At 65.6% G+C, this 26,674-nt stretch carries 31 protein-coding genes; 7 read left to right on the top strand and 24 right to left on the bottom strand.

The annotated features are described in order from the left end of the window. Positions 1-4 precede the first annotated feature (4 nt). Genes fliP through ACRYLT_RS06260 form a run of 13 tightly spaced genes read right to left on the bottom strand, consistent with a single transcriptional unit; the run spans position 5 to position 10,908 of the window. The gene (fliP, locus tag ACRYLT_RS06320) at positions 5-808 is read right to left on the bottom strand and encodes a flagellar type III secretion system pore protein FliP (RefSeq protein ID WP_482663253.1); all 804 of its coding nucleotides are present in this window, start codon (positions 806-808) and stop codon (positions 5-7) included. Next, positions 801-1,076 carry a FliO/MopB family protein gene (locus ACRYLT_RS06315; protein ID WP_482663252.1) on the bottom strand — a complete coding sequence of 92 codons (276 nt, stop codon included), beginning with the start codon at positions 1,074-1,076 and terminating at the stop codon, positions 801-803. The genes fliP and ACRYLT_RS06315 overlap by 8 nt, the downstream gene beginning before the upstream one ends. Further along, positions 1,073-1,381, bottom strand: coding sequence for a flagellar motor switch protein FliN (fliN, locus tag ACRYLT_RS06310; protein WP_482665407.1), 309 nt, complete (start codon positions 1,379-1,381; stop codon positions 1,073-1,075). Before fliN ends, ACRYLT_RS06315 begins: the two co-directional genes overlap by 4 nt. Positions 1,382-1,395: 14 nt before the next feature. After that, positions 1,396-2,367 (bottom strand): flagellar motor switch protein FliM, encoded by a 972-nt coding sequence (locus ACRYLT_RS06305; protein WP_482663251.1) that lies wholly within the window; start codon positions 2,365-2,367, stop codon positions 1,396-1,398. Further along, positions 2,364-2,963 (bottom strand): flagellar basal body-associated FliL family protein, encoded by a 600-nt coding sequence (locus tag ACRYLT_RS06300; protein WP_482663250.1) that lies wholly within the window; start codon positions 2,961-2,963, stop codon positions 2,364-2,366. Before ACRYLT_RS06300 ends, ACRYLT_RS06305 begins: the two co-directional genes overlap by 4 nt. Positions 2,964-2,973: 10 nt before the next feature. After that, positions 2,974-4,197, bottom strand: a complete 1,224-nt coding sequence (locus ACRYLT_RS06295) for a flagellar hook-length control protein FliK (RefSeq protein WP_482663249.1) — start codon at positions 4,195-4,197, stop codon at positions 2,974-2,976. Beyond that, complete coding sequence (locus tag ACRYLT_RS06290; RefSeq protein ID WP_482663248.1) at positions 4,197-4,628, bottom strand: hypothetical protein; 432 nt, start codon at positions 4,626-4,628, stop codon at positions 4,197-4,199. Before ACRYLT_RS06290 ends, ACRYLT_RS06295 begins: the two co-directional genes overlap by 1 nt. Next, complete coding sequence (locus ACRYLT_RS06285) at positions 4,625-5,953, bottom strand: FliI/YscN family ATPase (RefSeq protein ID WP_482663247.1); 1,329 nt, start codon at positions 5,951-5,953, stop codon at positions 4,625-4,627. Before ACRYLT_RS06285 ends, ACRYLT_RS06290 begins: the two co-directional genes overlap by 4 nt. Further along, positions 5,950-6,573 (bottom strand): FliH/SctL family protein, encoded by a 624-nt coding sequence (locus ACRYLT_RS06280; RefSeq protein ID WP_482663246.1) that lies wholly within the window; start codon positions 6,571-6,573, stop codon positions 5,950-5,952. The genes ACRYLT_RS06285 and ACRYLT_RS06280 overlap by 4 nt, the downstream gene beginning before the upstream one ends. After that, on the bottom strand, positions 6,566-7,618 hold the full coding sequence (gene fliG, locus ACRYLT_RS06275) for a flagellar motor switch protein FliG (protein ID WP_482663245.1): 1,053 nt from the start codon (positions 7,616-7,618) through the stop codon (positions 6,566-6,568). Before fliG ends, ACRYLT_RS06280 begins: the two co-directional genes overlap by 8 nt. A gap of 1 nt (position 7,619) precedes the next feature. Further along, positions 7,620-9,329 carry a flagellar basal-body MS-ring/collar protein FliF gene (fliF, locus tag ACRYLT_RS06270; protein ID WP_482663244.1) on the bottom strand — a complete coding sequence of 570 codons (1,710 nt, stop codon included), beginning with the start codon at positions 9,327-9,329 and terminating at the stop codon, positions 7,620-7,622. A 1-nt stretch (position 9,330) separates the two neighbouring features. Further along, a complete protein-coding gene (gene fliE / locus ACRYLT_RS06265; protein WP_482663243.1) occupies positions 9,331-9,678 on the bottom strand; it encodes a flagellar hook-basal body complex protein FliE in 348 nt (115 codons plus the stop codon). 12 nt (positions 9,679-9,690) lie between these two features. Then, complete coding sequence (locus ACRYLT_RS06260) at positions 9,691-10,908, bottom strand: sigma-54 interaction domain-containing protein (protein WP_482663242.1); 1,218 nt, start codon at positions 10,906-10,908, stop codon at positions 9,691-9,693. Positions 10,909-11,143: 235 nt separating this feature from the next. Here ACRYLT_RS06260 and rlmB point away from each other — a divergent pair, with 235 nt between their 5' ends. After that, positions 11,144-11,881: a 23S rRNA (guanosine(2251)-2'-O)-methyltransferase RlmB gene (gene rlmB, locus ACRYLT_RS06255; RefSeq protein ID WP_482663241.1), complete on the top strand. Its 738-nt coding sequence runs from the start codon at positions 11,144-11,146 to the stop codon at positions 11,879-11,881. A gap of 9 nt (positions 11,882-11,890) precedes the next feature. Here rlmB and ACRYLT_RS06250 read toward each other — a convergent pair whose 3' ends face one another. Then, positions 11,891-12,208, bottom strand: coding sequence for a 2Fe-2S iron-sulfur cluster-binding protein (locus tag ACRYLT_RS06250; RefSeq protein WP_482663240.1), 318 nt, complete (start codon positions 12,206-12,208; stop codon positions 11,891-11,893). Between the two features lie 84 nt (positions 12,209-12,292). Between ACRYLT_RS06250 and ACRYLT_RS06245 the strand changes: the two genes are divergently transcribed. Continuing rightward, positions 12,293-12,910, top strand: a complete 618-nt coding sequence (locus tag ACRYLT_RS06245; protein WP_482663239.1) for a DNA-3-methyladenine glycosylase family protein — start codon at positions 12,293-12,295, stop codon at positions 12,908-12,910. A 48-nt stretch (positions 12,911-12,958) separates the two neighbouring features. Here the strand turns inward: ACRYLT_RS06245 and ACRYLT_RS06240 are convergent, their stop codons facing one another. The 5 genes from ACRYLT_RS06240 to ACRYLT_RS06220 are packed head-to-tail and all read right to left on the bottom strand — an operon-like array spanning position 12,959 to position 17,110. Further along, positions 12,959-14,347 carry a UdgX family uracil-DNA binding protein gene (locus ACRYLT_RS06240; protein ID WP_482663238.1) on the bottom strand — a complete coding sequence of 463 codons (1,389 nt, stop codon included), beginning with the start codon at positions 14,345-14,347 and terminating at the stop codon, positions 12,959-12,961. Between the two features lie 3 nt (positions 14,348-14,350). Continuing rightward, positions 14,351-15,592 (bottom strand): putative DNA modification/repair radical SAM protein, encoded by a 1,242-nt coding sequence (locus tag ACRYLT_RS06235; protein WP_482663237.1) that lies wholly within the window; start codon positions 15,590-15,592, stop codon positions 14,351-14,353. Positions 15,593-15,631: 39 nt separating this feature from the next. Next, positions 15,632-16,099, bottom strand: coding sequence for a YbaK/EbsC family protein (locus ACRYLT_RS06230; RefSeq protein WP_482663236.1), 468 nt, complete (start codon positions 16,097-16,099; stop codon positions 15,632-15,634). 7 nt (positions 16,100-16,106) lie between these two features. Continuing rightward, positions 16,107-16,526 (bottom strand): secondary thiamine-phosphate synthase enzyme YjbQ, encoded by a 420-nt coding sequence (locus ACRYLT_RS06225; protein ID WP_482663235.1) that lies wholly within the window; start codon positions 16,524-16,526, stop codon positions 16,107-16,109. A 38-nt stretch (positions 16,527-16,564) separates the two neighbouring features. Continuing rightward, positions 16,565-17,110: a thermonuclease family protein gene (locus tag ACRYLT_RS06220; protein ID WP_482663234.1), complete on the bottom strand. Its 546-nt coding sequence runs from the start codon at positions 17,108-17,110 to the stop codon at positions 16,565-16,567. 199 nt (positions 17,111-17,309) lie between these two features. Here ACRYLT_RS06220 and ACRYLT_RS06215 point away from each other — a divergent pair, with 199 nt between their 5' ends. From ACRYLT_RS06215 to ACRYLT_RS06205, 3 genes are all read left to right on the top strand, one after another. Then, entirely contained in the window at positions 17,310-17,588 is a 279-nt protein-coding gene (locus ACRYLT_RS06215) for a hypothetical protein (RefSeq protein ID WP_482663233.1), read from the top strand. 253 nt (positions 17,589-17,841) lie between these two features. Further along, positions 17,842-19,698 carry a hybrid sensor histidine kinase/response regulator gene (locus ACRYLT_RS06210; protein WP_482665406.1) on the top strand — a complete coding sequence of 619 codons (1,857 nt, stop codon included), beginning with the start codon at positions 17,842-17,844 and terminating at the stop codon, positions 19,696-19,698. Positions 19,699-19,779: 81 nt separating this feature from the next. Beyond that, positions 19,780-20,154 (top strand): hypothetical protein, encoded by a 375-nt coding sequence (locus ACRYLT_RS06205; protein ID WP_482663232.1) that lies wholly within the window; start codon positions 19,780-19,782, stop codon positions 20,152-20,154. Positions 20,155-20,160: 6 nt separating this feature from the next. Here the strand turns inward: ACRYLT_RS06205 and ACRYLT_RS06200 are convergent, their stop codons facing one another. Together ACRYLT_RS06200 and ACRYLT_RS06195 are read right to left on the bottom strand one after the other, a co-directional pair. Continuing rightward, on the bottom strand, positions 20,161-20,298 hold the full coding sequence (locus tag ACRYLT_RS06200) for a hypothetical protein (RefSeq protein WP_482663231.1): 138 nt from the start codon (positions 20,296-20,298) through the stop codon (positions 20,161-20,163). Positions 20,299-20,355: 57 nt separating this feature from the next. Continuing rightward, positions 20,356-21,186 (bottom strand): MipA/OmpV family protein, encoded by an 831-nt coding sequence (locus ACRYLT_RS06195; protein ID WP_482663230.1) that lies wholly within the window; start codon positions 21,184-21,186, stop codon positions 20,356-20,358. Positions 21,187-21,364: 178 nt separating this feature from the next. On the opposite strand from ACRYLT_RS06195, the gene ACRYLT_RS06190 reads away from it, so the two are divergent. Then, positions 21,365-22,486 carry a hypothetical protein gene (locus tag ACRYLT_RS06190; protein WP_482663229.1) on the top strand — a complete coding sequence of 374 codons (1,122 nt, stop codon included), beginning with the start codon at positions 21,365-21,367 and terminating at the stop codon, positions 22,484-22,486. Positions 22,487-22,498: 12 nt separating this feature from the next. Further along, complete coding sequence (locus tag ACRYLT_RS06185) at positions 22,499-23,080, top strand: fasciclin domain-containing protein (RefSeq protein ID WP_482663228.1); 582 nt, start codon at positions 22,499-22,501, stop codon at positions 23,078-23,080. On the opposite strand, the gene ACRYLT_RS06180 is transcribed toward ACRYLT_RS06185, so the two are convergent. From ACRYLT_RS06180 to bioB, 3 genes are read right to left on the bottom strand one after another with little or no spacing between them, the layout of a single operon-like run. Continuing rightward, entirely contained in the window at positions 23,077-25,074 is a 1,998-nt protein-coding gene (locus tag ACRYLT_RS06180; RefSeq protein ID WP_482663227.1) for an acetyl-CoA carboxylase biotin carboxylase subunit, read from the bottom strand. The two genes, ACRYLT_RS06185 and ACRYLT_RS06180, sit on opposite strands and share 4 nt — an antisense overlap. Continuing rightward, positions 25,074-25,661 carry a hypothetical protein gene (locus ACRYLT_RS06175; RefSeq protein ID WP_482663226.1) on the bottom strand — a complete coding sequence of 196 codons (588 nt, stop codon included), beginning with the start codon at positions 25,659-25,661 and terminating at the stop codon, positions 25,074-25,076. The genes ACRYLT_RS06180 and ACRYLT_RS06175 overlap by 1 nt, the downstream gene beginning before the upstream one ends. After that, a complete protein-coding gene (gene bioB, locus ACRYLT_RS06170) occupies positions 25,658-26,644 on the bottom strand; it encodes a biotin synthase BioB (protein WP_482665405.1) in 987 nt (328 codons plus the stop codon). Before bioB ends, ACRYLT_RS06175 begins: the two co-directional genes overlap by 4 nt. Between the last annotated feature and the right edge of the window lie 30 nt (positions 26,645-26,674).

Raw genomic sequence — 26,674 nt, 5'->3', positions numbered from 1 at the left:
GGCGCTAACCTCCGGCGAAGGATGCCGCGAGCGAACCCATCGTCAGGGCCCAACCGTCCACAAGCACGAACAGCAGCAGCTTGAACGGCATCGAGACGATCGTCGGTGAAAGCATCATCATGCCGAGCGCCATCAAGGTGGATGAGACGACGAGGTCGATGATCAGGAAGGGCAGGAAAATCAGGAAGCCGATCTGGAAAGCGGTCTTGAGCTCGCTGGTCACGAAGGCGGGCAGGAGGATCGAAAAGGGAACCGCCTGGGGCGAGGAGAAGCGTTCCACGCCCGCCAGTTCGGCGAACAGGCGAAGGTCGCTCTCGCGGGTCTGACGCATCATGAAGCCGTGAAGCACCGTTCCCGAGCGCGAGACCGCTTCCTCGATCGAGATCTGGCCGTCGCCATAGGGCGTGTAGGCCACCTCGTTGATCTGATCGACGACCGGACGCATCACGAACAGCGACAGAAACAGCGCCAGCCCGACGAGCACCTGATTGGGCGGCGTCTGCTGAAGCCCGATCGCCTGACGGAGGATCGACAGGACGATGATGATTCGGGTGAAGCTGGTCATCATGAGCACGATCGACGGCAGAACCGTCAGCAGGCTCATCAGGATCAGGATCTGAAGCGAGAGCGACAGCGGCCGGCCGTCCCCCGAAATCGTATTCAGGGCGCGGTCGAGAGCACCGGTTTGCCCACCCGCAGCGGGGGCTGCGACGGCTGCGCTCGCCATATCCGGCACCGCCAGCAGGACGAGGACGATCGCGAGCGAAGCGAACTTCAGCAGCGACGAGGCGCGGAGCAGTTCAGGCATCGGCCGGCACCTGGGTTTGAGCGCCCTCGGCGAGCAGCTGCACGCCGTTGCGCGAAACCGCGATCAGCAGGCGCTTGTCGGCGAAGTCGACGACCGCGAGCCGACCGGTAGCACCGATCGGCAAAGCGTCGACCAGCTTCACCGCTCGCTCCCGCTGCCCGAAAGCCATTCCGGGCTGCACCTTGCGCCACAGCCAGAGCGCGCCGAACGCGAGCGCCGCGACCAGCGGAACGAGGAAAAGCAGCTTCAGGATATAGGCGGTCATCATTGGCGGCGCTCGACACCGGCGGCACCAGCTTCGGCCGCGACGACCTCGACCACCCGAATGCCGAAACGTCCGTTGACGGTCACGACCTCGCCCTTGGCGATCAGAGTGCCGTTGGCCATGATGTCGAGCAGCTCGTGACTTTGGCGATCCAGTTCGACGACGCTGCCTTCATTGAGGTCCATCAGCTCGGACAGGCGCATCGCCGTGCTTCCGACTTCGACCGAGAGCCGAACCGGAATGTCGGCGAGCAATCCGTAATTGCGGCGATTGAACGCCGAGCCGTCGGCCGGTCCCGCCTCGATGATCTCCTGACCCTCTTTCACTGGACGAACCTCCTTTGTTCGATGCGTTCGATCTTGAGCGCCGCGCGCCCGTCATGTTCGCCGATCGTGCCGAGGGCGATCCTTCGGCCTTCCACCAGCAACGGTACCTGCGCCGGAAGCGAGACCGGGATCACGTCGCCGGGCTGGAGCTGCATCAGCTCGGAGAGCGAAAGCTCCGGCCGGGCGAGAACGGTTCGCGCCTTGACCCGAACCTCGCCAACCGCGGCAGCCATCCGGCTGCGCCATTCCACGCCGCGCGAAGTGGCATCGTCATGCGCCTTTGCGGCGAGCTCGTTCTCGACCGAGCGAAGCCCCGCGACCGGGTAGACTATCTCGATAATTGCCGGCTTGCCGGTCCAGGGAGCGAGCTGGAATGTCGATATTGCAACCGGCTCGTCCGCCCGGGCGAGCGTGGCAAAGCCGACATGGGTTTCGCGCGAACGAAGCGCGGGCCTGACCGGAACCACCTCGGACCACACCTCCGCCAGAGCGCCGATCAGCGCTTCGGCAAGGCGACCGAGCAGGCTTTCCTCGGTTGGCGTGAACTCCCTGGACTGACTGATCGGCGGCAAGCCGCCGCCGCCATAATAGGCGTCGACCAGACGGCTGACGAATTCCGGCTGGATCGCCAGCATGATGCAGCCCTTGAGCGGCTTGAAGCCATACAGGCTGAGGCTGATGAACTCGGCCTGCTCCGCCTGCCAGTCGCCGTAGGGGCGGACGCAGGTCGGCTCGACCGTCACGCGCGGCTTGGCGCGAGCGAAGGGCTCGATGATGTCGCGAAGCCGGCGGACCATCCGCTCATTCATCCGGTCGAGCACCGGAAGCGCCGACATCGGACGGGAAGCTTCGCCGCCGAAGGAAAACGGACGCGGCGTGCCGCTTGAGCGGTCGCCGCCGGGCTCCTTCTCGAGCCCGCTCATCAGGGCGGAAATTTCCTCTCCTGAAAGGTCCGTTGTCTTGCTCATTGCGTGACGAAACTCGTGAAGTGCACGTCGTCGATACCGCCGAACCCTTCCCGAATGGTTAACGCGCTGTTTATCGCGTTCTTTAGCTGCTCCTTAAGCGCTTCCTTCCCCTGGATCGTCGAGATCTCGATCGGATCCTGCTCGGACAAGGTCAGAATGACAGCGGAGCGGATCGCCATTTCGTGGGTCTGCAGATGCTGGATGACCGGCTCGCCATGGAAGGTCGACACGCCGAGGCCGATCTGGACGAAGGCATCCCCGCCGCGAAGATTGGAAGTGAAGCTACCTTCGAGCGGGTGATAGGTGGCCTGGAAGACCCGCGGGTCGGGACGCCCCCCCGGAGCGCGGGCTCGTCGCCGGGCTTCGCCCGCCGCACTCGCGCTGACGCCGTCACGGACGACCAGCGGCGGCAGATGGGGATCCTCCTCGGCCGAGTCGCCGTTTGCGAACGGGCCGACGCCCATGGCATAGAGCCCGGCCGTGGTTCCGCCGCCGCCAACCACAATGAGGGCCAGAAAGACGAGGAGCAGCTTCTTGAGCTTTCCTTTCTTCCTTCTCGGCTGCGACTGATTGATCTGTTGCTGCTCGTTGCTCATGTTCGCCTCCTTAGGCATATCTCTCGGAGCCGACGCGCGGCTCGGCGGAAGAGTCGGCTTCGCCGGCGGCTGCGCGTGCGGTCCTGATCGTGGCATTCTGGCGGCCGTCCTCGTGACGGCGCTGTTCACCGGCCGACTGGTCGCGGGCGCCGGCAAGATCGACATGAGTTTCGGAGATGCGTACGCCCTGGGCGCGCGCCTCGGCCATCAGCCGCGGCTGGGCCTCGGAAATGATGGCACGCGCCGCTTCGCTTTCGACGGTGAGGCGGATGGCGGCACCGCCGTCACGCTGATCGACTTCCACTTCGAGATGTCCAAGCGTCTGCGGATGCAATCGGAAGCGCATCGGCCCTTCCGAGCCGCCGCTTCGGGCAATGTCCCGAGCGAGCTGATCGAGCCACTCGCCGTCCCCGGCAAGGTCGAGCTCATATTCCATCAGTTGCTGAGCCACGTCCTGCGGCTGCGGGACCTCGGCCGAACGCGAGGTCGGCGGAAGCGCCAAATCGGGTGAAGCCGTCATGAGGCTCGGCGAGTGGCTCGTCGAGGCGAGCGGAGCGGGCGTCGGGATCGATGGCGCTCCCTTGTCGAGCGAAGCGGAAGGCGTTGCGGCGCTGGCTGAATCACCTGTCCGGATCGAGTGGGGCTCCTCCCCAACCCGCGCCTGTGCCTCACGAACAATGGCGGACATCGCCGGGAGCGGGCCGGTCGGGCCCGGGGTCGGCTTGCCGACGGCGGGCTTGCTGGACTCGATCGGAAGGGTGGAGCCTTGGCGAGCGGACTTCTGGTCCGGTTCTGCATTGGACAGCCCAACGAGCTCGGGAAGCTTCGATCCGGGCTTCGCAGGGTTCGTCTCGACTTTGGAACCGGAAGCCGGGTCGCCTCCGGACATCACCAGACCGGTCGGTGGCCCCGCGGGCGCGAATTCGGGCTCCTCTACATTGGCCTGGGCAACCGTCTGTGCAGGCGAAACGGCGACGGGAACCGGCTGAAAGGCCATTCCGGTGGTGAGGGCGAGGAGAATCTCCTCTCCTTCGCTCTCCGGCTCTTCCGGCGTGGCCGGTGTGTCGCTCCCGGTGATCGCCTCGGGCACAATGGTTAGGTCGGTCGACCCGTTCAGAATCGGCGTGGACGAAAGCAGCCTTGCAAACAGATCGCCGCCCTCTCCCTCGACCGGAAGACCCGAGCCGGCCGCGACGAGCGTCGGGCCAACCCGCATGTTCGGAACCGATGCCATCACATTCCCTCTCCATCATGCTGAAGTCGCGAGCGGGAGCGCCCGCTTCGAAGGGGCCGGCGCTCCGCCAGCCGTTCGGCGGCGCTGACCGCCGCCTGCTGCAATTTTTCCGCGCTCTCCTGATCGCGCCGCGCGGAACGGCGGGCCTCCTCGCGGGCCGCTGCCATTGTCCGGGCGTTGTCGAGCGTTCGCCCAAGCCCCTGACGAGCCGAATCGAGGCGCATGGCCAGTTCGCCGATCCGTGCAAGTGCGGCGCCCGAGGTCACTCCCTCCACGGCACGCAATTCGCTTCGCATCTGAGCGAGCCGCTGGCGGTTCGTCTCAATGAGCTGGACCTGCCCCGCCGCTTCCGCCGCTGCCGAAGCTGCGAGATCATGCTGAATCTTCCTGACCCGAACGATCCGCGCGCGCTGGCGAACGAGGCTTTTCACGACGCCACCGTCCGGACCAGGGCGGCGACGGATTCGTCGAGACCGACGCGCTCGCCCGGCGCCTGCTTGAGAAATTCGAGGAGATCGGGGCGGCGCACGATCGCCTCGTCGATCATCGGATCGCTGCCCGTCGCGTAGGCGCCCATCAGGATGAGGTCGCGATTCTCCTCGAAGGACGACCAGATGCGGCGAAGCGCCGCCGCCGCGGCGGCATGTTCGGACGAGATGATGTCGGGCATCACTCGGCTGAGCGACTTGCCGACGTCAATCGCCGGATAGACGCTCTGTTCGGCCAGCGAGCGCGACAGGATGATATGACCATCGACGATGGCCCGCGCCGAATCGACGATCGGGTCATCGGTGTCGTCGCCGTCGGCGAGCACCGTGTAGAGCGCGGTGATCGATCCGCCGGTCACGGAATCCGCTCCGGCGCGCTCGACCAGTTTCGGGATCAGTCCCAGGGCCGAAGGAGGATAGCCCTTCACGGTCGGTGGCTCGCCGAGCGAGAGGCCGATCTCGCGCTGGGCATGGGCGACCCGCGTTAGGCTGTCGATCAGCAACAGAACCTTCAGCCCGCGAGCTCGGAAATCTTCCGCAATGGCCGTCGCGCGCATGGCTGCCCGCAAACGAAGCAGCGGGGCGTGGTCTGCCGGAACGGCGACCACGACGGACTTCGCCCGCACCGGCGGCGGCAGTTTGGTCGCGAGGAAGTCGCTGACTTCGCGGCTTCGCTCGCCGATCAGCCCGACGACGATCACGTCCGCCTCGGCGCCAGCGATCATCTGGCCCATCAGGACCGATTTGCCGACGCCCGAGCCGGCGACGATGGCGATCCGCTGGCCTATGCCGGCGGTGAGGAGGGCGTTGACGGCCCGAACGCCGATATCGAACGGCTCGGTGACACGAGCTCGATCGAGCGGGTTGCCCGGACGCCCGGCGAGGGGCCACTTGTCGGTCGCGGCGACGGGTCCAAGACCGTCCAGCGGCTGGCCGAGGCCGTCGACAACTCGTCCCAGCAGGGCCGGGCCGACTTCAGCCATGCTGCCGCTCGAATCCGGTTCGACCCGGGCCCCGTTGGCATAAGCGGCCTCACCGTCCAGCGCCATCAACAGCGTCCGGTCGCCGCGAAACCCCACGACCTCCGCTCGGGCGAAGTGGCCGTCTGCGGTGATGACCCGGGCTCCGGCACCAATCGGACGGCCGAAGCCGGTCGCTTCGAGCATCAGCCCGTCATAGGCGGCGAGCCGCCCCACCCGACGGGGCGAGTCGTCGCCGGCATGGACGGAGGCGAGAAGCTCGCGGGCCTGATCGACGAGCCGGCTCATCGCGCGGCCGCCATCTTGTCGAGCTCGATCCGAAGGCGCTCGAGACGGACGGCGGGACCGTCCTCGATCGAGCCCTGACGCGTTTCCACCACGACCATGCCGCGCTGAAGCGTCCCGTCCGGTGTTATCTGCACGTCGAGATCGGCCTGCGCCAGAAGCGCCGCATCGGCGGGATTGACGCGGAGTTTGACCGGTTCCGTCTGCTCGCCGATCAGCGCCGCGGCGGCCCTGGCGCGTTCGAGCAGGCGACCAGCGTCGACGTCCACCTCGCCGACGATTTCGCGGACGAGCCGGTCAACCGTTTCGGCAAGCAGAAGGGCAAGAGCGTTGGTCGGCTGCGGTCGAAGCAGCTCGAGCGACTGGGCCAGTCGGGCCACAGCTTCGCGTTCGCCGGCCAGTTCCTCCTCGGCCGTGCGGCGGCCTTCCTCATAGCCTTGGGCATAAGCCAGAGCTTCGGCCTGAAGCGACTCCTGTTCCGCCGAGAAGGGAGCGTCGAAGTCGTTGCCGGGCTGAGGCGCGGCCGCGCCCTTGGCGCGAAAGCCGGCCGTCCCCCGCTTCAGCACGAAGCTGCCGACGCTGGAGGCTTCCAGCGCGCTGCCGCTGCGCAACAGCCTAGACATAATCTTCCCCGCGCCCGCCGAGCATGATCGTTCCTGCGTCGGCGAGTCGGCGCGCAATCGACAGCACTTCCTTCTGCGCCTCCTGCACTTCGACGAGGCGCATCGGACCGCGCTCTTCCATCTCGTCGCGGATGGAGTCGGCGGCTCGGCTGGACATGCAGCCGAACATCTTCTCGCGAAGCTTGTCGTCCGCGCCCTTGAGCGCGACCACGAGGATCTCGTTCTCGATGTTCCGGAGCAGGATGCCGAGATTCTTTTCGTCCAGTTCGATCAGGTGATCGAAGATGAACATTTCGTCTTCGATCTGCTGAGCCACCGTGCGATCGACCTTGCCAAGCGTGCGGATGATCCGCTGATCGGAGCCAGGCTTCAGGTTGGTCATGATCTTGGCTGCCTCGCTGGCACCGCCCCGAACCGGCGCCGGAGGCGCCGAGACCCGGGCCACTTCGCGCACCAGGATCCGTTCGAGCTCGTCGAGCGCGTCGCCGGTAACGGTTTCCAGCTTGGCGACGCGATAGATGACGTCCGGCTGGATCTCCGCCGGCAACAGCTGCAGAACGTCGGCGGCGATCGGCGGCTCGAGATGGGCAAGCACCAGCGCCGCGATCTGCGGATGCTCCTGGGTGATCAGAGCCGCAATCGTCTTGGCGTCCATCCACCGAAGCGCATCCAGCGCCCGGCTTCGGGTCGGAGGCGTGATCCGGGCAAGAACCGTTTCTGCCCGCTCGGCGCCGAGGGCATGCTCCATGACGGTTCGGATTCGCGGCGCGGCGCCGAAGCCGATCGTCGTGCGCGCCTTGGCCCGGTTCATGAAGGTATCGAAGACGGATTCGACCTGACTTTCGGTGACGTCGGCGACGTCGAACATCGCGCTGCCGAGATGCTGGACCTCATGCGGCTCGAGGTGGGAAAGGATTTCCGCGGCCTCCTCGTCGCCGAGCATCATCAGCAGGATCGCTGCGGCCTCGCTGCCGCTCGGCTTGTCGGCCTCGGGGGCGGCGGCTCGGGCAGGCTCGGCGGAAGGCTGGTTGGCGGTCTCGTCCATTTCAGCCTCCGTTCCGGCTGTCGGCGCGGATCAGGTCGCGCACCACGAGTGCGGCACGCGCTGGATCCTGGCGAACGAAGGTTCGGATGAGCGCGGCGCGGGTTTCATAGTCGCGCGTGGCTTCGATCATCTCCAGGGTCACTTTCATGTCGAGATCGTTTCGGGCGCGGTCGGCGAGGACGGAGGCGATTTCGCCGCCCACCCGGGATCGGGCGGCGCGGCTTGCCTCCGCGCGCTTGGCCACCAGTGTCGAACCCTTGCGGAGCAACGGCCGACCAAGGCCGAAGACGACGAGTCCGGCCACGAGAAGCGCCGTCAGGTTGCGCGCCAGCGGCCAGATCCACTCGGCCTCGTACCAAGCCGGCTCCGCCACTTCGGCCGGAGCGAATTCGCGAGCGCTGAGGGCCACGACATCGCCCCGGGCCTGGTTGAAGCCGACGGCGCCCTTCACCAGCTGCTCCAGCGCCTGCAGTTCCTGGCGACTGCGCGGGCGGGCGCCTTCGGGATTGCGAAGAGCAACCGCGACCGACAGGCGCTTGAGCGTTCCCGGCTGCTGGCGAGTCACCGACACTTCGCGGCCGAGAGCAAAGGTTCGGTTGTAGTTTTCGGTCCGCGGAGCCGCAGCAACGGCATCGGCGGCTCCTGCCGCGTCCCCTGGCGCCTGCTCCGCTTCAGGCGTTGCTTCCGCGACTGCGGGCGGCGGCGCTTGGTTGGACAGAGCGCCGGGGATGCCCACTGCGGCGCCGACGGATTCGGGACCGGTGGAAACCTGGCCCTGCTCGCTGCTGACGACCCGCTGGTCTTCCGGGAAGTTCTCGCGGGTCGACTGGACCTCGGAAAAGTCCATCTCCGCATGCACTTCGGCGGTGAAGTTTCCGGCCCCGAGGATCGGCGTCAGAAGAGTCGAGATCGCCTGGCGATAGCGGTCCTCCACCGCCGTCTGAACCTCGAGCTGCTGGTCGGCAATGGCATTGCCGCCGCCGCGGCGCGACAGCAGCCGTCCATTCTGATCAACCACCGAGACTCCGTCCGGAGACAGGGTTGGCACCGAGGAAGCGACGAGATGGACGATGGCCTGGACCTGAGCCTCGCTCAGCGTTCGGCCGGGCGCCAGCGTGAGCATCACCGAAGCGGCGGCCTGCGGCTGCTGGCGAACGAAGACGCTTGGCGACTGAACGGCAAGATGGACCCTGGCCGACTGAACGACGTCGATGCCCTCGATGGTTCGGGCGAGATCGAGCTCGCGAGCGCTCCGGATCCGCTCCGTCTCGACAGCGCGGCTGGCGCCGAGCGGAAGGCTGCCGATCATCTCGTCGCCGCTTGGGCCGCTGCGCGGGAGACCCTGGCCGGCGAGCAACATCCGCGCCTGATGGTAATCGTCTTCGGAAACGGTGATGGCGCCGGTCGATCGATCGATCTCGTAGGGGATGTTCCCGCTGCGCAGCGCCTCGACGACGGCACCCTTTTCCTGGTCGCTGAGCCCTGAAAACAGAGCTCGGCTCGGAGGCGCACTGACGAGCATCCAGATCAGGGCGGCAAGGCCGATCAGCCCCGCGAAGCCGATCGCCGGAAGACTCTTCACCACGGCGGGTTGGGCCATGAAGGCGCGAATATTCTCGGTCATCCCGCGAATCCCGCCCAGGGGATTGCCGGAACCGCCGGCTCGAGCCGGCATTGCAGTCAGATCGGTCGTGGCTGTGAGTTCGCTCATCTTACACCGGCATGCTCATGATTTCGCGATAGGCGGTCAGAAGCTTGTTCCTGACCTGCAACGTGGCCTCGAAGCCGACCGAAGCCTGCTGACGAGCGAGCATGACCGCGGCGATGTCGGTCGTCTCGCCGCGTTCATAGGATGCGCTGATCGCGGATGACCGCGACTGCATGTCGTTGACCTGGTTCAGAGCGCTCCGAAGCGCCTCGCTGAAATTTGGACGGGCGGCGTCGCCCGTTTCGACCGGTGCGGCGCCACCGGAAAGCCCGGCTGCCCGCTGAAGCGCGCTATTCTGTTCCAGGATGGCCGCGCGCATGGCCATCAGCCGGCTCGTGTCGATGGTCGACATTCTCTTCTACTCCTAGGCAGCCGCGGCGCGCATTTCGGCGAGCCGGTAGCGGAGAGTGCGTTCGCTGATTCCGAGCCGCTCCGCGGCCCGGAGACGATGGCCGTCCACTTCGGCCAGGGCGGCGCGGATCGCGCTCGCTTCGGCGGCACGGGCAGCCGCACCCAGCGAGCGGGGACGAGTCGGTTCGGCGAAAGGAAGCCGCTCAATCAGGATGTCGTGCTCCTCGATCCGGCCGCCGGATCCCAGCAACAAGGCGCGCTGGATGACATTGTCGAGTTCACGGCCATTGCCCGGCCAGCTGTGCGTCATCAGCCGGTCGAGGGCGGCGGCCGTCGGGAAGCTGAACCGGCCGTCTGGCTTGTGATGGCGAAGAAGAAGAGCCGCGGCGATGGCACGAATGTCCAGTCGGCGCTCGCGCAGCGGCGGCAGCTCGACGGGTACGACGTTCAACCGCCAGTAGAGATCGGCGCGAAATCGGCCCTCGGCCACTTCGGTGCCGAGATCCTTGTTCGCGCAGGCAATGATCCGGACGTCAACCGGCTCCGCCCGAACCGAACCGACCGGCAACACCTCGCGCTCCTGGAGCGCCCGCAGCAGCTTCGCCTGAAGAGCGAGTGGAACTTCGGCGATCTCGTCGAGCAGCAAGGTGCCGCCATTGGCCGCGCGGAACAGACCCTCGCCGTCGCTGGCCGCTCCGGTGAAGCTGCCCTTGCGGTGGCCGAACAGGATCGCCTCGAGCATCGATTCGGGCAGAGCGGCGCAGTTGACGGCGATGAAGGGTCCGGCGGCGCGCTCGGAAACGCCATGGATGAACCGGGCAACCCCTTCCTTACCTGTGCCGGTCTCCCCGAGCACGAGCACCGACGCGTCGCTCGCCGCAATCCGGCGGACGAGATTGAGTCGACGAGCACTCTCTGGCTCGCCGCAGGCGGGATGGCCGGCCGGTCGGAGGAGCTCGGCAATGAGCGCGTGGGCAAAAGCCATGTCTTCGAAGCCGAAGCGGACCCGAGTCGGGCCGTCACTGGTCAGATCAAGCTCAGGCTCTCCGGGAGCGAATTCGACCAGGAGGTCCTGACCTGAGGCCTGGCTCGCTTCGCTGACATCCAGGATGGACGGGAAAGGCTGCGTCCGGTCGCACGGCGTGACCGGGACGCATTCCAGCCCCGCACCCGTGAGCCAGCGGGAAAGGGCCGGGTTCGACTCTGCCGCCTTCCTGCTCAGTCCGATCATTGCTGTCCCCCTTTGAGCCTGCCGCACGCGCGCAGCCGCCGTTGGCCGAGATCAAGCAAGGGACGTGCCAACAGTTCCTTGCCTCCGACCGGCGAGGGAATGGACCAGTCGCCGTCAAAAGATCGACTGGAGCCGGTGTCGGAAAGCCGACGCCTGTTTGTGCCCTCTTGCCGGGAATGAGCGGTCGCGGGCGGGAGCGCTTGCCAGGCTTGGCGGCAACGCCCATGGGAGCGCGATGCGACGAAAGGCGCGACAGGCGAGCAAGGCTGAGAATCGTCCACGCTTCTGGGGACGCCACGCGGTTTCCGCGGCACTGGCCAATCCCGAGCGGGAAGTCGTTCGACTCTGGGCCACCCGGGAAGCGGCGGCCCAGTTCGAGATCGACCGCTCGATCCCCGTCACCTATGCCGATGTCGCCGACCTCGCTCGGCTGGTCCCGCGCGACGCGCCGCACCAGGGGGTCGTCGCGGAAGTCGAACGGCTGCCGGACATCCTGCTTGCGGATCTGCTCGAGGAGGCGGAGGACGGACGACCGCTGCTTGTGCTCGACCATGTCACCGATCCCCACAATGTCGGCGCCATCCTGAGATCGGCGGCGGCGTTCGACGCGCTCGGGCTGGTCACCCAGGATCGGCACGCGCCGCCCGAATCCGGAGCACTCGCCAAGGCCGCGAGCGGCGCGCTGGAAACGGTGCCGTGGGTCCGGGTCGTCAATCTCGCCCGGGCTCTCGACGAAATAGCGGCGGCAGGCTTCTGGCGAATCGGACTGGCGGGCGAGGCCGACATGACTCTTCGCGACGCTCTGGGTCCGTCACGGGTGGCTCTGGTTCTCGGAGCGGAGGGTGAAGGCATCCGTCAGAATGTCGAAGCCCATTGCGACGCTCTCGCTCGGCTGCCGATCAGCGGCCGCATCGAGAGCCTCAATGTATCCAACGCGGCGGCGATCGCTCTCTACGCGGTGCGCTCCTGCTAGCGGCGTTGCTCAATCCTCGGGAGCGATCCGGACCCGAAGTCCGTCCAGTTCGGGCGAGAACAGGATCTGGCAGGACAGGCGGCTGGTCTCGATCCGGTGATCCGAGGTATCGAGCAGGTCGTCCTCGTCCGGCTTGGCTCGGCCGACCTTGTCGATCCAGTCCGGGTCGACATGGACATGGCAGGTCGCGCAGGAGCAGCAGCCGCCGCAGAGCGCGAGAAGCTCGTCAAAGCCGTTGTCGCGGATATTCTCCATGACGCTCCAGCCGACCCGGGCCTCGATCGTCTGCTCGGTGCCGTCGCGGGTGACGATGGTGAGCTGCGGCATTCGAAAGGTCCTGATCGCAAGAATTGGAAGGCGGGCGGGCGCCGCTATGCTAGGCGGAGCCCGGCAGCGCAAGGCGGGGACGAGATGGGATTCACGGCGGACAAGTTGAAGGCCTCGCTCGACGAGCTGGCGAAGATCGAGCCCGCGTTCGCCCACTCCCTGGAGCGGATTGGCTACCCCGAGCCGCGGATCCGTCCTCGCGGCCACGAAACCCTGCTTCGAGCGATCATCAGCCAGCAGGTCAGCATCAAGGCGGCCGCGGCAATCCTCGCCAAGGTCGAGGCGGCGACGGGCGGGGTCGAGGATCCGGGGAACATCGCCCGGACCAGCGACGAAGATCTGCGCTCGGCCGGCCTGTCCCGGCAGAAGATCGCCTATCTTCGAAGCCTGTCGGAGGATGTGCTGTCGGGGCGGCTCGATTTCGACAATCTGCCCGACGACGATGAAGAGGCGATCGCCGCCCTCACTCACGTCAAGGGTATCGGCCGCTGGACGGCGGAGGTCTATCTCCTGTTCGCGGAGGGTCGAACGGACGTTTTTCCCGCCGGAGATCTGGCCGTCCAGATCGAAATCGGCCGGATCCTCGGCCTCCCCGGACGACCGACAGAAAAGCAGACCCGTGAACTGGCCGAGCCGTGGCGGCCCCATCGCGGCGCGGCGGCGATCTTCGCCTGGCACCATCGACGGGTCGTTCCCGTCTAGTTGCGGGCCGATTTCCGCGGGCTGGGCAAAGGCCGGCTCCGCAGCCCGTCATCCAATCGCTTTCGCCCGCTCCCCGATCCGATGAAGGTCTTCGACGAAGCGGGCATATTCGGCCTCGCGATTGTCGCGAACCCGAAGCAGGAAGCTTGGGTGCACCGTCACCCAGGCTTCGCCGCCATCCTCCAGCTTGTGCGGGGTCCCGCGCAGCGACGAAACGGACAAGGCACGCCCGAAAACCGATCGCACCGCCGTCGCTCCCAGCGCCACCGTAAGGGGCGGCCGGATCAGCAGCCGCTCCTGCTCGTACCACCAGCGACAGGCGGCGATCTCTCCGGCATTGGGCTTGTCGTGGATTCGTCGCTTGCCACGACGAACGAACTTGAAATGCTTGACCGCATTGGTGACATAGGTGTGGGGACGCTCGATCCCCGCCTCCGCTAGCGCTCTATCGAACAACTGCCCTGCCGGACCGACGAAGGGCTTTCCGGCAAGATCCTCCTGGTCGCCGGGCTGCTCCCCGACGAACAATATCCGGGCGTCGAGCGGCCCTTCGCCGAAGACGGTCTGAGTCCCGCACTTGAACAATTCGCAGCGCGTGCAGCCCATCGCTTCCTGCTTCACCGCGTCCCAAGCGGCCTGGGCATTGCCGCCGATTTGCAGTCGTGAGCTTTCCAACATTCCGGCCTCGCGCGCCTGAGCGCTCTTGATCAGTTCACCGACCAACGCTGTCTCCGGCATGTTTTTCCAATATTTCTTCGGCATCTCCTTGGTCATGGCTTTGACCTTCACCCGGGCGGGATTGAAGATTGAAGCGTAATAGGTCTTCCAAACCTCCTCCAGCGGATCGCCGACCGGAGCCTCTGCCCGGATTGCACCCGGACCTTCGCCTAGCGCCTGCCCGTCCCAATGGATTGACACTTCCGGAGTAAGGATCGACCAGTTCATCCCAGCGAAGCGACGGACGAAGAAGCCGGCATTGGCTCGGACGATATGATGCTCCGGTTCGAACCAGGCGACGTAGCGCGATTCCCCGTCCTCCGTCCGGACCTCTCGAAACCGGACGAACGCCCGCATCTTGTGCATGTCCCGCCGCACCTGTCGGGCCATGGACTCGAGTCCGAGAACGAGCGGATCGGCCCGATCCTCCAGGGCTTCCGGATCATTGCGCAGGCGAAGAAGCAAGGCGTAGAGCCGGGAGAATCGCTCGGGCGACGAGTGGCAAATCACGAGTCGGGCGAGCTCGACGAAGGCTCTCGGCACTGCAAACGCCGCATCTCCCTTATTCTCGAGCGCAGAGCCGTCGGTGAACAACTCCCCGGGCTCATCGCGGGTCAGCCAGGTGACTTGCGTCGCCGGCACTCCACGAAGCGCCAGCGAGCGTGCCGCCGAGCGCCAGCCTTCAAAATCCTCTTCGTGGGCGAGGGTGGCGACAGGCATGATTCAGGCGGCGAACAGCTCGAGCTGTTCGGATCTTGGCTTCAACCGAGACCGCAGATCGGAACGATCGGTCAGCAAGGTCGGCCGCCAACCCTCGGCAATGATGAAGGGCCGAACCTTTGCCAGCGACACGGTCAGGCGCGCGACGTCGTCGAGGCGCAGCTTGCGCCAGCGCCGGGACCGGAGGATCGAATCGATGGCTTTGATTCCGAGCCCGGGAACTCGGAGCAATTGCTCGCGCGGGGCCCGGTTCACGTCGACCGGAAACTGATCGCGAAACTTGAGAGCCCAGGCGAGTTTCGGATCCATGTCGAGCGGGAGCATCCCCGAGGGATCCGCCGCCTGGACCACCTCCGCCGGCTTGAAGCCGTAGAAGCGCATCAGCCAGTCGGACTGATAGAGTCGATGCTCGCGCAGCAGCGGCGGGCGCTGCAGTGGTAGGACGGCGCTTGCGTCCGGGATCGGGCTGAACGCCGAATAATAAACCCGGCGCAGCCGGAAACGATCGTAAAGACTGCTCGCCTTGAGGACGATGTCGCCGTCGGTCGCGCTGTCCGCCCCGACGATCATCTGGGTGGACTGCCCTGCTGGTGCATAAGCCGGCGCCGATCGATAGCGGCGCTTCGCGTCCGTGCCGTCCTCGATCGCCGACTTCATGCTCTTCATCGCTCCCTCGATACGTTCGCCGCTCTTTTCCGGCGCAAGCCGTTCGAGCCCGCGCTCGGTCGGAAGCTCGACGTTGATTGATACCCGGTCGGCATGGAGACCGGCCGAACGGACGAGCTCCGGGTCGGCGTCGGGGATGGTCTTCAGATGGATATAGCCGCGAAAGTCATGCTCTTCCCGAAGGCGTCGAGCGACCTCGACAATCTGCTCCATCGTGTAATCCGGCGAGCGGATGATTCCCGAGGAAAGGAACAGGCCTTCGATATAGTTCCGCCGGTAGAATTGCAGAGTCAGCTCGACCACTTCGTCGACGCTGAACCTCGCCCGGCGGACGTTGGAACTCTTGCGGTTGATGCAGTAGCGGCAGTCGAAGATGCAGCTGTTGGTCAGCAATATCTTCAACAGCGAGATGCAACGCCCGTCGGGCGCATAGGCATGGCAGATTCCCATGCCTTCGGTCGATCCGATCCCCTTTCCGCCGACACTGTCCCGCTTGCGCGTTCCCGACGAGGCGCAGGAGGCGTCATATTTGGCAGCGTCGGCGAGAATTGCGAGTTTCTGCTGAATATCCAGGGACATGCGTTCTACATATGTTCCCCGCGTTCCCTTGTCGAGAGCTCAGTCCGGGAGACGGCAAAGATCGACCCATCGCTCGCCGACCAGATCGAACAGTCGATCGGGTGCCACGGCAACGGAACTGTTGAGCGATCCTGCGGCGGGGTAGACGAGATCGAAGTCGCGGAGCGAAACATCGCAATAGACCGGCAGGTCCGTCGCCAGGCCGAACGGGCAAACACCGCCGACGGGATGGCTGGTAAGTGCCAAAGTCTCCTCGGCCCCAAGCATTCGCGGCCTCGCGCCCAGCGCCGCCTTGGTCTTGGCATTGTCGAGTCGGGCGTCCCCTCTCGCCACGAGGAGGAAAGTCGATTCAGCGACCCGGACAGCCAGAGTCTTGGCGATCCGGGCAGGTTCGACGCCCAGGGCCGAGGCCGCCTGGGTCACGGTGGCGGTGCTTTCCTCGACCTCGATGATCGGCAGGTCGGGTGCATGATCCGCCAGCCAGGCGCGAACGGATTCGAGGCTCATTGCTTACTCATTCTCCGAGCAGATGAAGAGCGATCGCGCGCCGGTGAGGGCGCCGCCGATGTTCGAAGAGGTAGATGCCCTGCCACGCGCCGAGCGTGAGCTCGCCTCCGATCAGCGGGATCGTCACCTGCACCTGGGTCAGGGCCGAACGAAGATGCGCAGGCATGTCGTCGGGGCCCTCCTCGCCATGTTCGTAGGCCGCGGGATCTTCGGGAGCGATGCGCCCGAAATAGGCTTCCAAGTCGCGGCGCGCTGCCGGCGCCGCATTCTCCTGGATGAGAAGCGACGCAGAAGTGTGGCGGCAGAACAGGGTCAGGAGACCTTGTTCCATCCCCTGTTTCTCCACCCAGGCCGCAACCTGCCGAGTGACGTCGAGCAATCCCTGCCGTTCGGTGCGTATCTCCAACTGGCCGGTCGCCTGCCGCATGGCGGCGACCTAGCCGTCCCGAAACGCTCTTTCCAGCCTCAGCACCAGGGCTCGCGGCGCCCGGTCCAGGCTCGCGCCAGCCCCTCGGCAACAAGGCCGTCGCCGATCGAGCGGCCATCGCGGACGACGATCCGGAGCTTGCGTCCATAGCGATCCTGGTCCCGTCCGTTCGCGAGCCGGTGAAGCTCGAAGGGACCGGCTGCGAGCATCGCTTCGAGACGTCGGGCCGCACGCCTGGCGAGTTCCACCTCCCGGGCACAATCTCCGCGCAGCTCCGGCGTGTCCACGTCGGCGATCCGGATCCGTAGCCCGCGATAGTCGAACGTGTCGCCGTCAATGACTCGAAGCCCTGCATTCGAGTTGCGGCTGGCTCCGCGTTCGGCTGGGAGAGCAGATTGCGGCCGGGACTGCGCTGCCTCCTCCTTTCTCTCGAAACCGATGCGCGGAACGATGTCGCCGGAAGGTTCGGACCCGAGGCGCAGTGCCTGGTGGAGCAGGAGACCGATGATCAGTCCCACCCAGACCATCATCCGGATCTCGCCGCCATTCCTTCGGTGCCTCGGCACCGGCGTCAGCTTGGCCATGGCCCATGCTAGCGCGGCCAATCCTAACGCTTCACGAACGGGGCGTCGGCCGGGCCGATGGTCGCAGCCGACCAGATGGCACGGAACCGAAACGACCTTGAGGCTTTGTGAGGCGGACTGCTGAACATGAGCAGTTCTTCGGATCGCTCCAACCCTCAGACTGGGGCGCGATCAACAGACCGCACAAAAGGGGAATGAAATGAACTCGATGCTCAAAAGCGCGCTGGCGGCGAGCACCCTTGCACTGGCCGCCTGCGGCGGCGGTGGCGACGACCGCGCCGCCGAAAATGTCGAAGCGGCCGCGGAGAACCAGTCCGACTTTCTCGAGGCGCAGGCGGACAATGCGACCAACGAAACGGTGGCGGAGACGCTTGAGCAACGGGCGGACGCGGTCGAAGAGGCTGGTGAAGAGAAAGCCGAGTCGATCGATCGGAATGACGGCCCGACCACGGTCGAGAGCAACGTCAGCGGAATGTAAGGACGCCGATCCTGACCAAGGGGCGCCAGTCGCGGCGCCCCTTCTTCTTTGGGAGACGTTAGGGACCCGCGCCAAAGGGTTGGATGGAGCCGACAATTGCTTTACGTTTCACACCAGATTCCATGGCTCGCGTTGCTGAGTCGAGGCGACCGGCGTCGGCATGCGACGTCCCGCTGTGCTGCAGGATCCTGATTTGTCGGAAGTCGTGCGTTCGCCCAGCCCAGCTCTTCAACCGCCCGATCAGCGGTTCCAGATGCTGGTCGAGGCGGTCACCGACTATGCCATCTACATGCTCGACCCGGATGGCTTCATCGCAACCTGGAATGCCGGTGCCCGGCGCTTCAAGGGTTACGAGGCGGACGAGGCAATCGGCCGGCATTTTTCGACCTTTTTCACTCCGGAGGACAAGGCTGCCGGCCTGCCTGAGCACATTCTGACGACGGCGGCCACGGAAGGCCGGTTTGAAGCCGAAGGATGGCGCGTACGCAAAGATGGCCGCCGCTTCTGGGCCAGCATCGTCGTCGATCCGATCCTCGGCCGCGACGGCACATTGCTCGGCTTCGCCAAGATCACTCGCGACCTGACCGAGAAGAAGGAAGCCGAGCGCCGGCTGTTCGAAAGCGAGCAGCGCTTCCGGCTGCTTGTTCAGGGGGTACGCGACTACGCCATTTACATGCTGGATCCGAACGGTTGCGTGACCAACTGGAACCCGGGTGCCGAGGCGATCAAGGGCTATACCGAGGAGGAGATCGTCGGCCAGCATTTTTCCCGATTCTATACCGAGGAGGACCGCGCCAGCGGCGAACCGGCCCGAGCGCTCGACACGGCGCTTCGGGAGGGGAAGTACGAACGGGAAGCCTGGCGAATCCGGAAGGACGGCACTCGCTTCTGGGCCAGCGTCCTGATCGATCCGATCTTCGACCAGTCGGGACGTCTGAGCGGGTTCGCCAAGGTGACCCGCGACATCACCGACAAGCGCAAGGCTCAGGAGGAGCTGGACGAAGCCCGGGCCGCGCTGTTCCAGTCGCAGAAGCTCCAGGCGCTCGGCGAGCTGACCGGCGGAATTGCTCACGACTTCAACAACCTGATCACCGTTATCCGCGGATCCGCCGAAATGCTGAAGCGGAGCAATCTTTCGGACGAAAAGCGCGAGCGGTACCTTGGGGCGATCGTCGAGACATCCGACCGCGCCTCGGCCCTGACCAGCCATCTTCTCGCGTTCGGCCGCCGTCAGGCGCTGAAGCCGCAGGTGCTCGATCTGAACGTTCGGCTCGATGCGTTCGCCGAAATGGTTTCGCGAATGCTCGGCAGCCATATCGAGGTAAAGCTCGACCTGGCGCCTTCGCTCTGGCTGGTGGAGGTCGACCCGAACCAGCTGGAAGCGGCACTGCTCAACGCTGCCATCAACTCGCGCGACGCCATGCCGGAAGGCGGCCGGATCACCCTGTCCACCCGCAACGACGAGGCGGGGGAGCACGTCCGGATCAGCCTGGCCGATACGGGCGAAGGAATGGCACCCGAAGTCCGGCAGCGGGCGTTCGAGCCGTTCTTCACCACCAAGGCGGTCGGCAAGGGCACAGGGCTCGGCCTGTCCCAGATCCACGGCTTTGCTGCCCAGACCGGCGGCCGGGTGGAGATCGAGTCGGAGGTCGGCGTTGGAACGACGATCCACATCTTCCTGCCGCGCACCGACAAGCGGAACATCGCCGTCGACAAGCCCCGCGACCGACCGGCTGAGCTTCGCGGCCGGTCGATCCTGCTGGTCGAGGATAACGACCTCGTTCGGCAGTTTGCGGAAGACTTGCTGGCGGAACTCGGCTGCCGAGTCGTCTCGGCAGCCTCGGGCGACGACGCGCTGAAGCTGCTCGAGCAGGAGCCGGTCGATCTGCTGTTCAGCGATGTGGTCATGCCGGGAATGAACGGGATCGATCTCGCGAAGGCGGTTCGGGAACGGCATCCGAACGTTCCTGTCCTGCTCGCCACCGGCTACAGCCGAGACATCGTCGCGGGCGCGGCAGAGGACTTCAGCATCGTTTCCAAGCCTTACGGTCCGGACGACCTGAGCCTGGCCATGGCGCCGCTCCTCCAGACCGGCTCCAGCCGTACCTGATCGCCGCCGGCGGATTCAGAATCGGTTCATCGGCCGGCGCCGCATAGCGCACCTTCAACCAAGCGGGGCGGAGCGGATCGAATGGCGTGGAACGAACGCTGGCTAGCGCTGCCGCTGCTTCTTGCATCCGTGCCGGCGGGGGCTCAGCCCTCTCCCCAGGCTCAGGTGACGGTCTTCGGCGAGGATCCCTGCCCGCCTTCCACCGACGACGAAGTGGTCGTCTGCGCCCGCCGGCCCGAAGAGGAGCGCTACCGGATCCCGCCCGAGTTCCGCGATCGCCGGGATCGGCTTTCGGAAGAATCCTGGGGGGCGCGCTCTGAACAGCTGGAAGAGGCCAGCCGAGCCGAACGGCCGAACAGCTGTTCTGTCGTCGGTTCGGGCGGAATGACGGGCTGCGCAGCCGACATGGTCCGACAATGGTATAATGAGCGCCGCGCCCGTCGAACGCCGCGTTGAGTGCGCCTATTTCGGGCCCGACTGGCTTCCGCCCTTGTTGCCGCTGCCTCCCTTGCCGCCGCCGCCGCGACCGCCCGATTTTCCGGGATCACCGCCCTTGGCGCTGTGACCGCCTGGGTTGCCGCCTGCCGATTTCTGGGACATTGCCGATCCTTCCAATCCTGTCGACGCCAACCGGCGGCAGGACAAGCGGTTCCCGGCTCAGCCTCCGAACAGGTTGCCGACGGCGAAGGTGTAGGAGATGCCCAGACCCGCGGAATATTGGTTGCGCGATCCGAACGCGCGCGTGATCGGCGAATCGGCGGCGTCGTTGATCAGCCGGTCGTAGCCGGCATAGGTATAAAGACCCCAGCTCTCGTCGAGCATGTAGGTGAGCCCGGCCACCACGCCCAGTGCGTAGAAGCCGCCCTCCGGATCATAGGCCGGCAGGCCCGTTGCCGCCGCGACGGCTGGAGTCACGCCATAATAAGTGCGGTGATATTCGCCGTCGGCGATGCGCGCTCGCGGACCGATCGAGAAGACGTAATTGTCCCGGTCGCGGAGCACGAAGTCCGCTCCGACATCGCCGATCCACCCGTCATGCCCGCCAAGGCCCTTGCGGCCCTCCGCCCGAAGCCGGAAATTGCGCATCGGGAAGACCTGAACGAAGCCGCCGACTTCCACGGTATAATCGACCTCGCCGACCGGGGCGCCGACATCTTCTTCCTCCCGCTTGTTCACGAATTGAACGGCCGGGCCGAAGTTGAAGAGGCTGTCCTCGCCGAGCAATCCGAAGCCCCAGCCTTCGTCAGGCGCCTCGAAGGGTAGTGGCGCCCCTTCCCGGCGAAGCCCGAGTATCGGCATCGGACTGAATCCGATCTCGTCCGAGCCGGGATATTTGGGATTGATCTGGGCACCCCCGCCGATCGTGACGAGCCATCTGCGCTCCGCACCGTCTCGATCGTCCTGGGCCGTCGCGGGTGCCGCGAGGAGAAGGGCAGCAAGAACTGCGGGCAAAGCGAGCGCTCGGATCGGGCCTGAAGAATTGATCATTGCGGCCCAACGGACTGCCTCAATCTTCGTTGCGCTTCCAGCACAAAAAACTGCACCGTTCATTTCGCCTTCATTTTGCGGCGACTGGCCGCAGCGCCGGCACGTCCAAGCGAGCGAAAACAGGGGGAACGTCACCGCATGGCTTTCCGTTCTTTCTCCAAGACGAAAGGATCTTGTCATGCGCAAGCTGATACTTCTCGCCGGCGCCGCAGCGCTGGCCGCAATCTCCCCCGCTTTGGCGGCCGACAAGGACCGTGGCCAGGGCCGCGGCGGCGGACAAGCGGCTGCCGAACGCTCGCATCCCGGAAAGGGCCAGGGCCGTGCCGAGCGAGCAGGACGTGGAAACGATCGAGGCAACGACCGGGCCGCCGCTCGCTCGGGACGCGGTCCAGCCGAAAGATCGGCAAGCCGCGGCAGGGGCGGCGAGGCCCGCGCTGTCGAGCGACAAATGATCCGCGAACAGCGCCGAGCTGAACGATCAACGGGCGCCGAACGGCGAATGATCCGCGAAGCGCGCCGACAGGAGCCGGTTCCCTCCTACCGTGGACGCGGGCGGAGCGAGGACCGCGACCGAGTGAATGGTCGAATCCGGGAGCAACGCCAGCGCTTCGTGGTGCGGGATCGTTTCGACACTCTCGAGCGGCCTCGCTACCAGCGACTGGAGCCCTTGTCGGGGCGCGTGGACGGCTGTCCTCCGGGTCTGGCGCGCAAGAACCCATATTGCCTCCCGCCGGGCCAGCTGCGACGGGCACAATTGATCGGCCAGCGACTTCCCGACCGGTTCGACACCTACGATCTGCCGGATCGGTACCGCTACCGCTTCACCGACAGCGACCAGTGGACCTATCGCTATGACGATGCCGGCTACATCTATCGCGTCGATCGCGGCAGTTCGCTGGTGAACGCCGTCTTCCCGCTGCTCGCCACAGACCTCTTCGTCGGTGAACCGATGCCGCTCGGCTACGAGGTGTACAACGTGCCTCTCGCCTACCGGTCCTATTATCCGGACAGCTCCGACTATCTGTACCGTTATGACGATAGCGCCATTTACCGCGTCAACAGCGATTCGATGCTCGTCGACGGAATAGTCGCGCTTCTGACCAGCGGAGTCGGCGGGCTGGGCGGGTTGGGCGTCGGAGACATGCTTCCGGCAGGCTATGACGTTTACAACGTCCCGCTCGATTATCGGGACCGCTACGCGGATACGAATGACGCCTGGTATCGTTATGCCGACGGATCGATCTACGAGGTGGATCCGCAAACCCGATTGATCCAGGAGATCATTTCGCTGGTCGTTTGATCGGAGAACCGGATGAAGTCCCGTTTCCTTCTGACAATCGGTCTCGCCGCCGGGCTTGCAGCCTGCGGTGAGACCGATCCCGACAACAACAATCTGGCGGCCGCCAATGCCGCGCAACCCGAAGCGAAGGCGGAAAGCCGCACGACCGTAGGCGATTCGCTCGCAAACTCCGGCGATCACCGCGCTTTCGTTCAGGCCCTGGATACCGCCGGTCTGACGGAGGCGTTGCGCGGGGCCGGTCCTTACACCGTCTTCGTACCGGCGAACGAGGCCATGGCCTCGCTTGTGGGAGCCGATGGCGGGGAATCCGCCCCAGCCGAGCGGCGGGAGCGGCTGAGAGCCTTGCTCAGCGCCCATATCGTCCCTGGAGCGGTGACGGCCGCCGATCTTCGCCGCGCGATCGACCAGGCACAGGGCCGAGCCGAACTGGCCACGATGAGCGGCGAAACGCTCAGTCTTTCACGAGAAGGCGATACGATCCTGATCGGCGAGGGTGAGCGGCGGGCACGTTTGACTCAGGCCGATCAGATACATTCGAACGGCGTCGTCCACTCGATCGACTCGGTTCTCGCGCCGGCCGCGCCCGAGGGTTAATCGAACTCCAGGATCACGGCGTCGACGGCCAGGCTGTCCCCTGGACGAGCCCGGACCGACTTGACGGTTCCGGCTTTCTCGGCCCGCAGGATGTTCTCCATCTTCATCGCCTCGACGACGGCGAGCGGCTGCCCCGCCTCGACCCGATCGCCCTCTCCGACGTGAAGCGCCGTCAACAGGCCGGGCATCGGGCAGATCAGGAATTTCGAAAGGTCCGGCGGGACCTTCTCGATCATGTACCGGCTGAGCATGGCAACATGCTCAGGCAGAACGTCGGCCAGGTGCGACGCGCCTCGAGTCGTGAGCCGCCACTGTCTCCCCCGCCGGTTGACAGCGACCGTCCGCGCGCGACCATCGATCGTGCCGCGGAAACGCAGCTGTCCCGGCCGCCAGCGCCCGACCACGTCCTTCGGCTCGCCTCCGTCGAGAAAGGCCAGGAAGCCGCCTTCATAAGGCTCGATCCGAACGCGATGTTCGGTCCCGGCAATCCTCACCACCCGCAGCTCCGGGGCCTCGACCGGCCCGTTGAGCTGCCCGCTGATCGAACAGCCCCGCCGATCGACCTCATAGCCGGCAAGTGCAGCGATGATGGCGAGATCGCCGACCAGCTGCTCGTCGGCCGGAGCACCGGTGAAGCCTTCCGGATACTCTTCGGCGATGAACCCGGTGGTCAGAGCCCCCGAACGGAAGCGGGGATGCTGCATCAGCGCCGACAGAAAATCGATATTGTGGCCGATCCCTTCGATCAGGAACGCATCCAGCGCCTCGATCTGTCGATCGATCGCCTGCTCGCGAGTCTCGCCATAGGTGATCAGCTTGGCGATCATCGGATCGTAGAACATGCTGACTTCGCCGCCTTCGAAGACTCCATCGTCCACCCGGACCCCGTCCCGCTCCGCAGGAGGTCGATACCGGACGAGCCGGCCAGTCGAGGGAAGGAAGCCGCGATACGGGTCCTCGGCATAGACCCGGTTTTCGACCGACCAGCCCTTGAGGATCACGTCATCCTGGGTGAAGCCGAGCCTTTCGCCAGCGGCGATCCGGATCATCTGCTCGACCAGATCGAGGCCCGTGACCATTTCCGTCACCGGATGCTCCACCTGCAGGCGGGTGTTCATCTCCAGGAAGTAGAAACTTTTGCCGGTCGGGTCCGCGCCGCTGACGATCAGCTCCACCGTGCCTGCACTGTAGTAGCCGACCGCCCGAGCGAGCGCGACCGCCTGTTCGCCCATGGCCCTGCGCATTTCCGGCGTGACGAAAGGCGAAGGCGCTTCCTCGACGACTTTCTGGTGGCGGCGCTGAACCGAACATTCGCGCTCGCCGAGATAGACGATGTTCCCGTGCCGATCGCCCAGGACCTGGATCTCGATGTGCCGAGGGCTCTCGATGAACTTCTCGATGAACACCCGGTCGTCGCCGAAGCTGGCGAGTCCTTCGCGCTTGGTCGCTTCGAAACCTTCGCGAACGTCCCGCTCGCCATAAGCCAGCCGCATGCCCTTGCCGCCGCCGCCTGCGGAGGCCTTCATCATTACCGGATAACCGATCTCCGAGGCGATTCGGACCGCTTCCTCGGTGTCTGCAATTTCGCCGAGATAGCCGGGCACGACATTGACCCCGGCTTCCTTCGCGATCTTCTTGGATTCGATCTTGTCGCCCATTGCGGCGATTGCGTTCGGCGGCGGTCCGATGAAAGCGATTCCCGCTTCGGCAAGCGCCTGGGCGAAACTGGTCCGTTCGGACAGGAAGCCGTAGCCGGGATGGACCGCGTCGGCCCCGGTCGCCCGGCAGGCGTCGATGATCAGCTCGGCATTGAGATAGGAGTCCGATGCCGGCGGAGGCCCGAGCCGGACCGTTTCGTCCGCCATCCGCACGTGCGGCGCGCGCGCATCGGCATCGGAATAGACCGCAACGGTCCGGATGCCCATTTTCTTGGCGGTTCGGATGACTCGGCAGGCGATCTCGCCCCGGTTCGCGATCAGGATCTTGTTGAACATCAGCGTGGCGGATTGTCAGGAAGTCGCTGCAGCGACAAGGTGAAAAGGCGCGGATCGTCCTCGTGTGCCGGTAGATAGACCAGCCTCAGCGATCCGCCGGCGGGGCTGGCGCCCAGGTTCCACGAAGCCCCGATAATTTCCTCGACATGCGGCCGGCCGCCCGCCAGCTGCTGACCGATTGCCGACAGCAGGGCCTGAGTTTCGTGGCGCTCCTCCACGGCGACCCAGAAATCGCATCTATCCTGCCAACGCTGGCGAGGAGCCCGGCCGGCCCGGCGCTCGCGCCGTTCAGCCGACTCCCGCCGCTGCGCCTGGCGAAGGGTGATGTGGCCGTGCTGCGAGCTCCATTCCGAAGCTCCGCGCTGCGGCTCCTCCAGTCGGACGAAGCCGAGCTCAGAGGCGGCCGCCGCCGAATCGAACGCCGCATGATCCGGGAGGGTCGCCACGCAGATGTCGCGGAAGGCACCAAGCGCCCGGTCGAGCGGCAGCGGCGCCAGCCGCACCGGCTGACGATCGGAGAAGGTGCTGTCCTCCTCGAGCGCGTTTACCGGCTGAAGCAGAGCGAGGAGGAGGGCTGCGGCGATCATTCGGCGGCCACCCGCGCCGGCTCGGGAGCCGTCATCGGTCTCAATCCCAGTTTGTGGAACAAGTTCGAGTCCGCGCCTGCTCCGGCATTGCCGGTGGTGAGAAGCCTGTCTCCGGTGAAGATACTGTTGGCACCAGCCAGGAAACAGAGCGCCTGAGTGCTTTCGCTCATGCTCTCGCGGCCAGCGGAGAGTCGGACGATCGATCGCGGCATGGTGAGCCGCGCCACGGCGACTGTTCGGACGAACTCGATATCGTCGATTCTGGCGAGCGGCGTGTCGGCGAGCATGTCGCCGAGCACCGTGCCCTTGATCGGCACGAGGGCGTTGATCGGAACGCTTTCGGGATGCCTTGGCAGAGTGGCGAGCGCATGGAGAAAGCCGATCCGATCGGCGCGGCTTTCCCCCATTCCGACAATCCCGCCACAGCACACCGCCATGCCCGAAGCGCGGACATGCTCGAGCGTTTCAAGCCGGTCCTGATAGGTGCGGGTGGTGATGATCTCGCCATAATGTTCGGGCGAGGTGTCGAGATTGTGGTTGTAATAGTCGAGCCCTGCAGCAGCGAGCCGGTCTGCCTGGCTGGGCGTGAGCATGCCGAGCGTCATGCAGGTTTCGAGGCCGAGCGCCTTCACGCCCGCGACCATCTGGCAAAGAGCGTCCATGTCGCGCTCCTTGGGGTTGCGCCAGGCCGCACCCATGCAGAACCGCGCCGAACCTGCAGCCTTGGCCTCGGCGGCGGCGGTAAGGACCGAGTCGACGTCCATCAGCTTGCTTGCCGGAAGACCGGTCCGGGCATGAGCGGACTGGCTGCAATAGCCGCAATCCTCCGGGCACCCTCCTGTCTTGATCGACAGAAGAGTGGAGAGCTGGACCTCGTTGGGCGAATGCCAGCGGCGATGGACCTGCTGGGCTTCGAACAGCAGGTCGATCAGCGGTCGCCCGAACAAGTCGGCGATTTCGTCACGGGTCCAGTCGGTGCGGATCGCTTTCAAGATAGAAACTCCTGTTCGGTC

This window comes from Sphingosinicella sp. SM1-17, assembly GCF_056821765.1.
The sequence above is the reverse complement of the archived record's forward strand: the minus strand, read 5'-3'. Positions and strand labels throughout refer to the sequence as shown.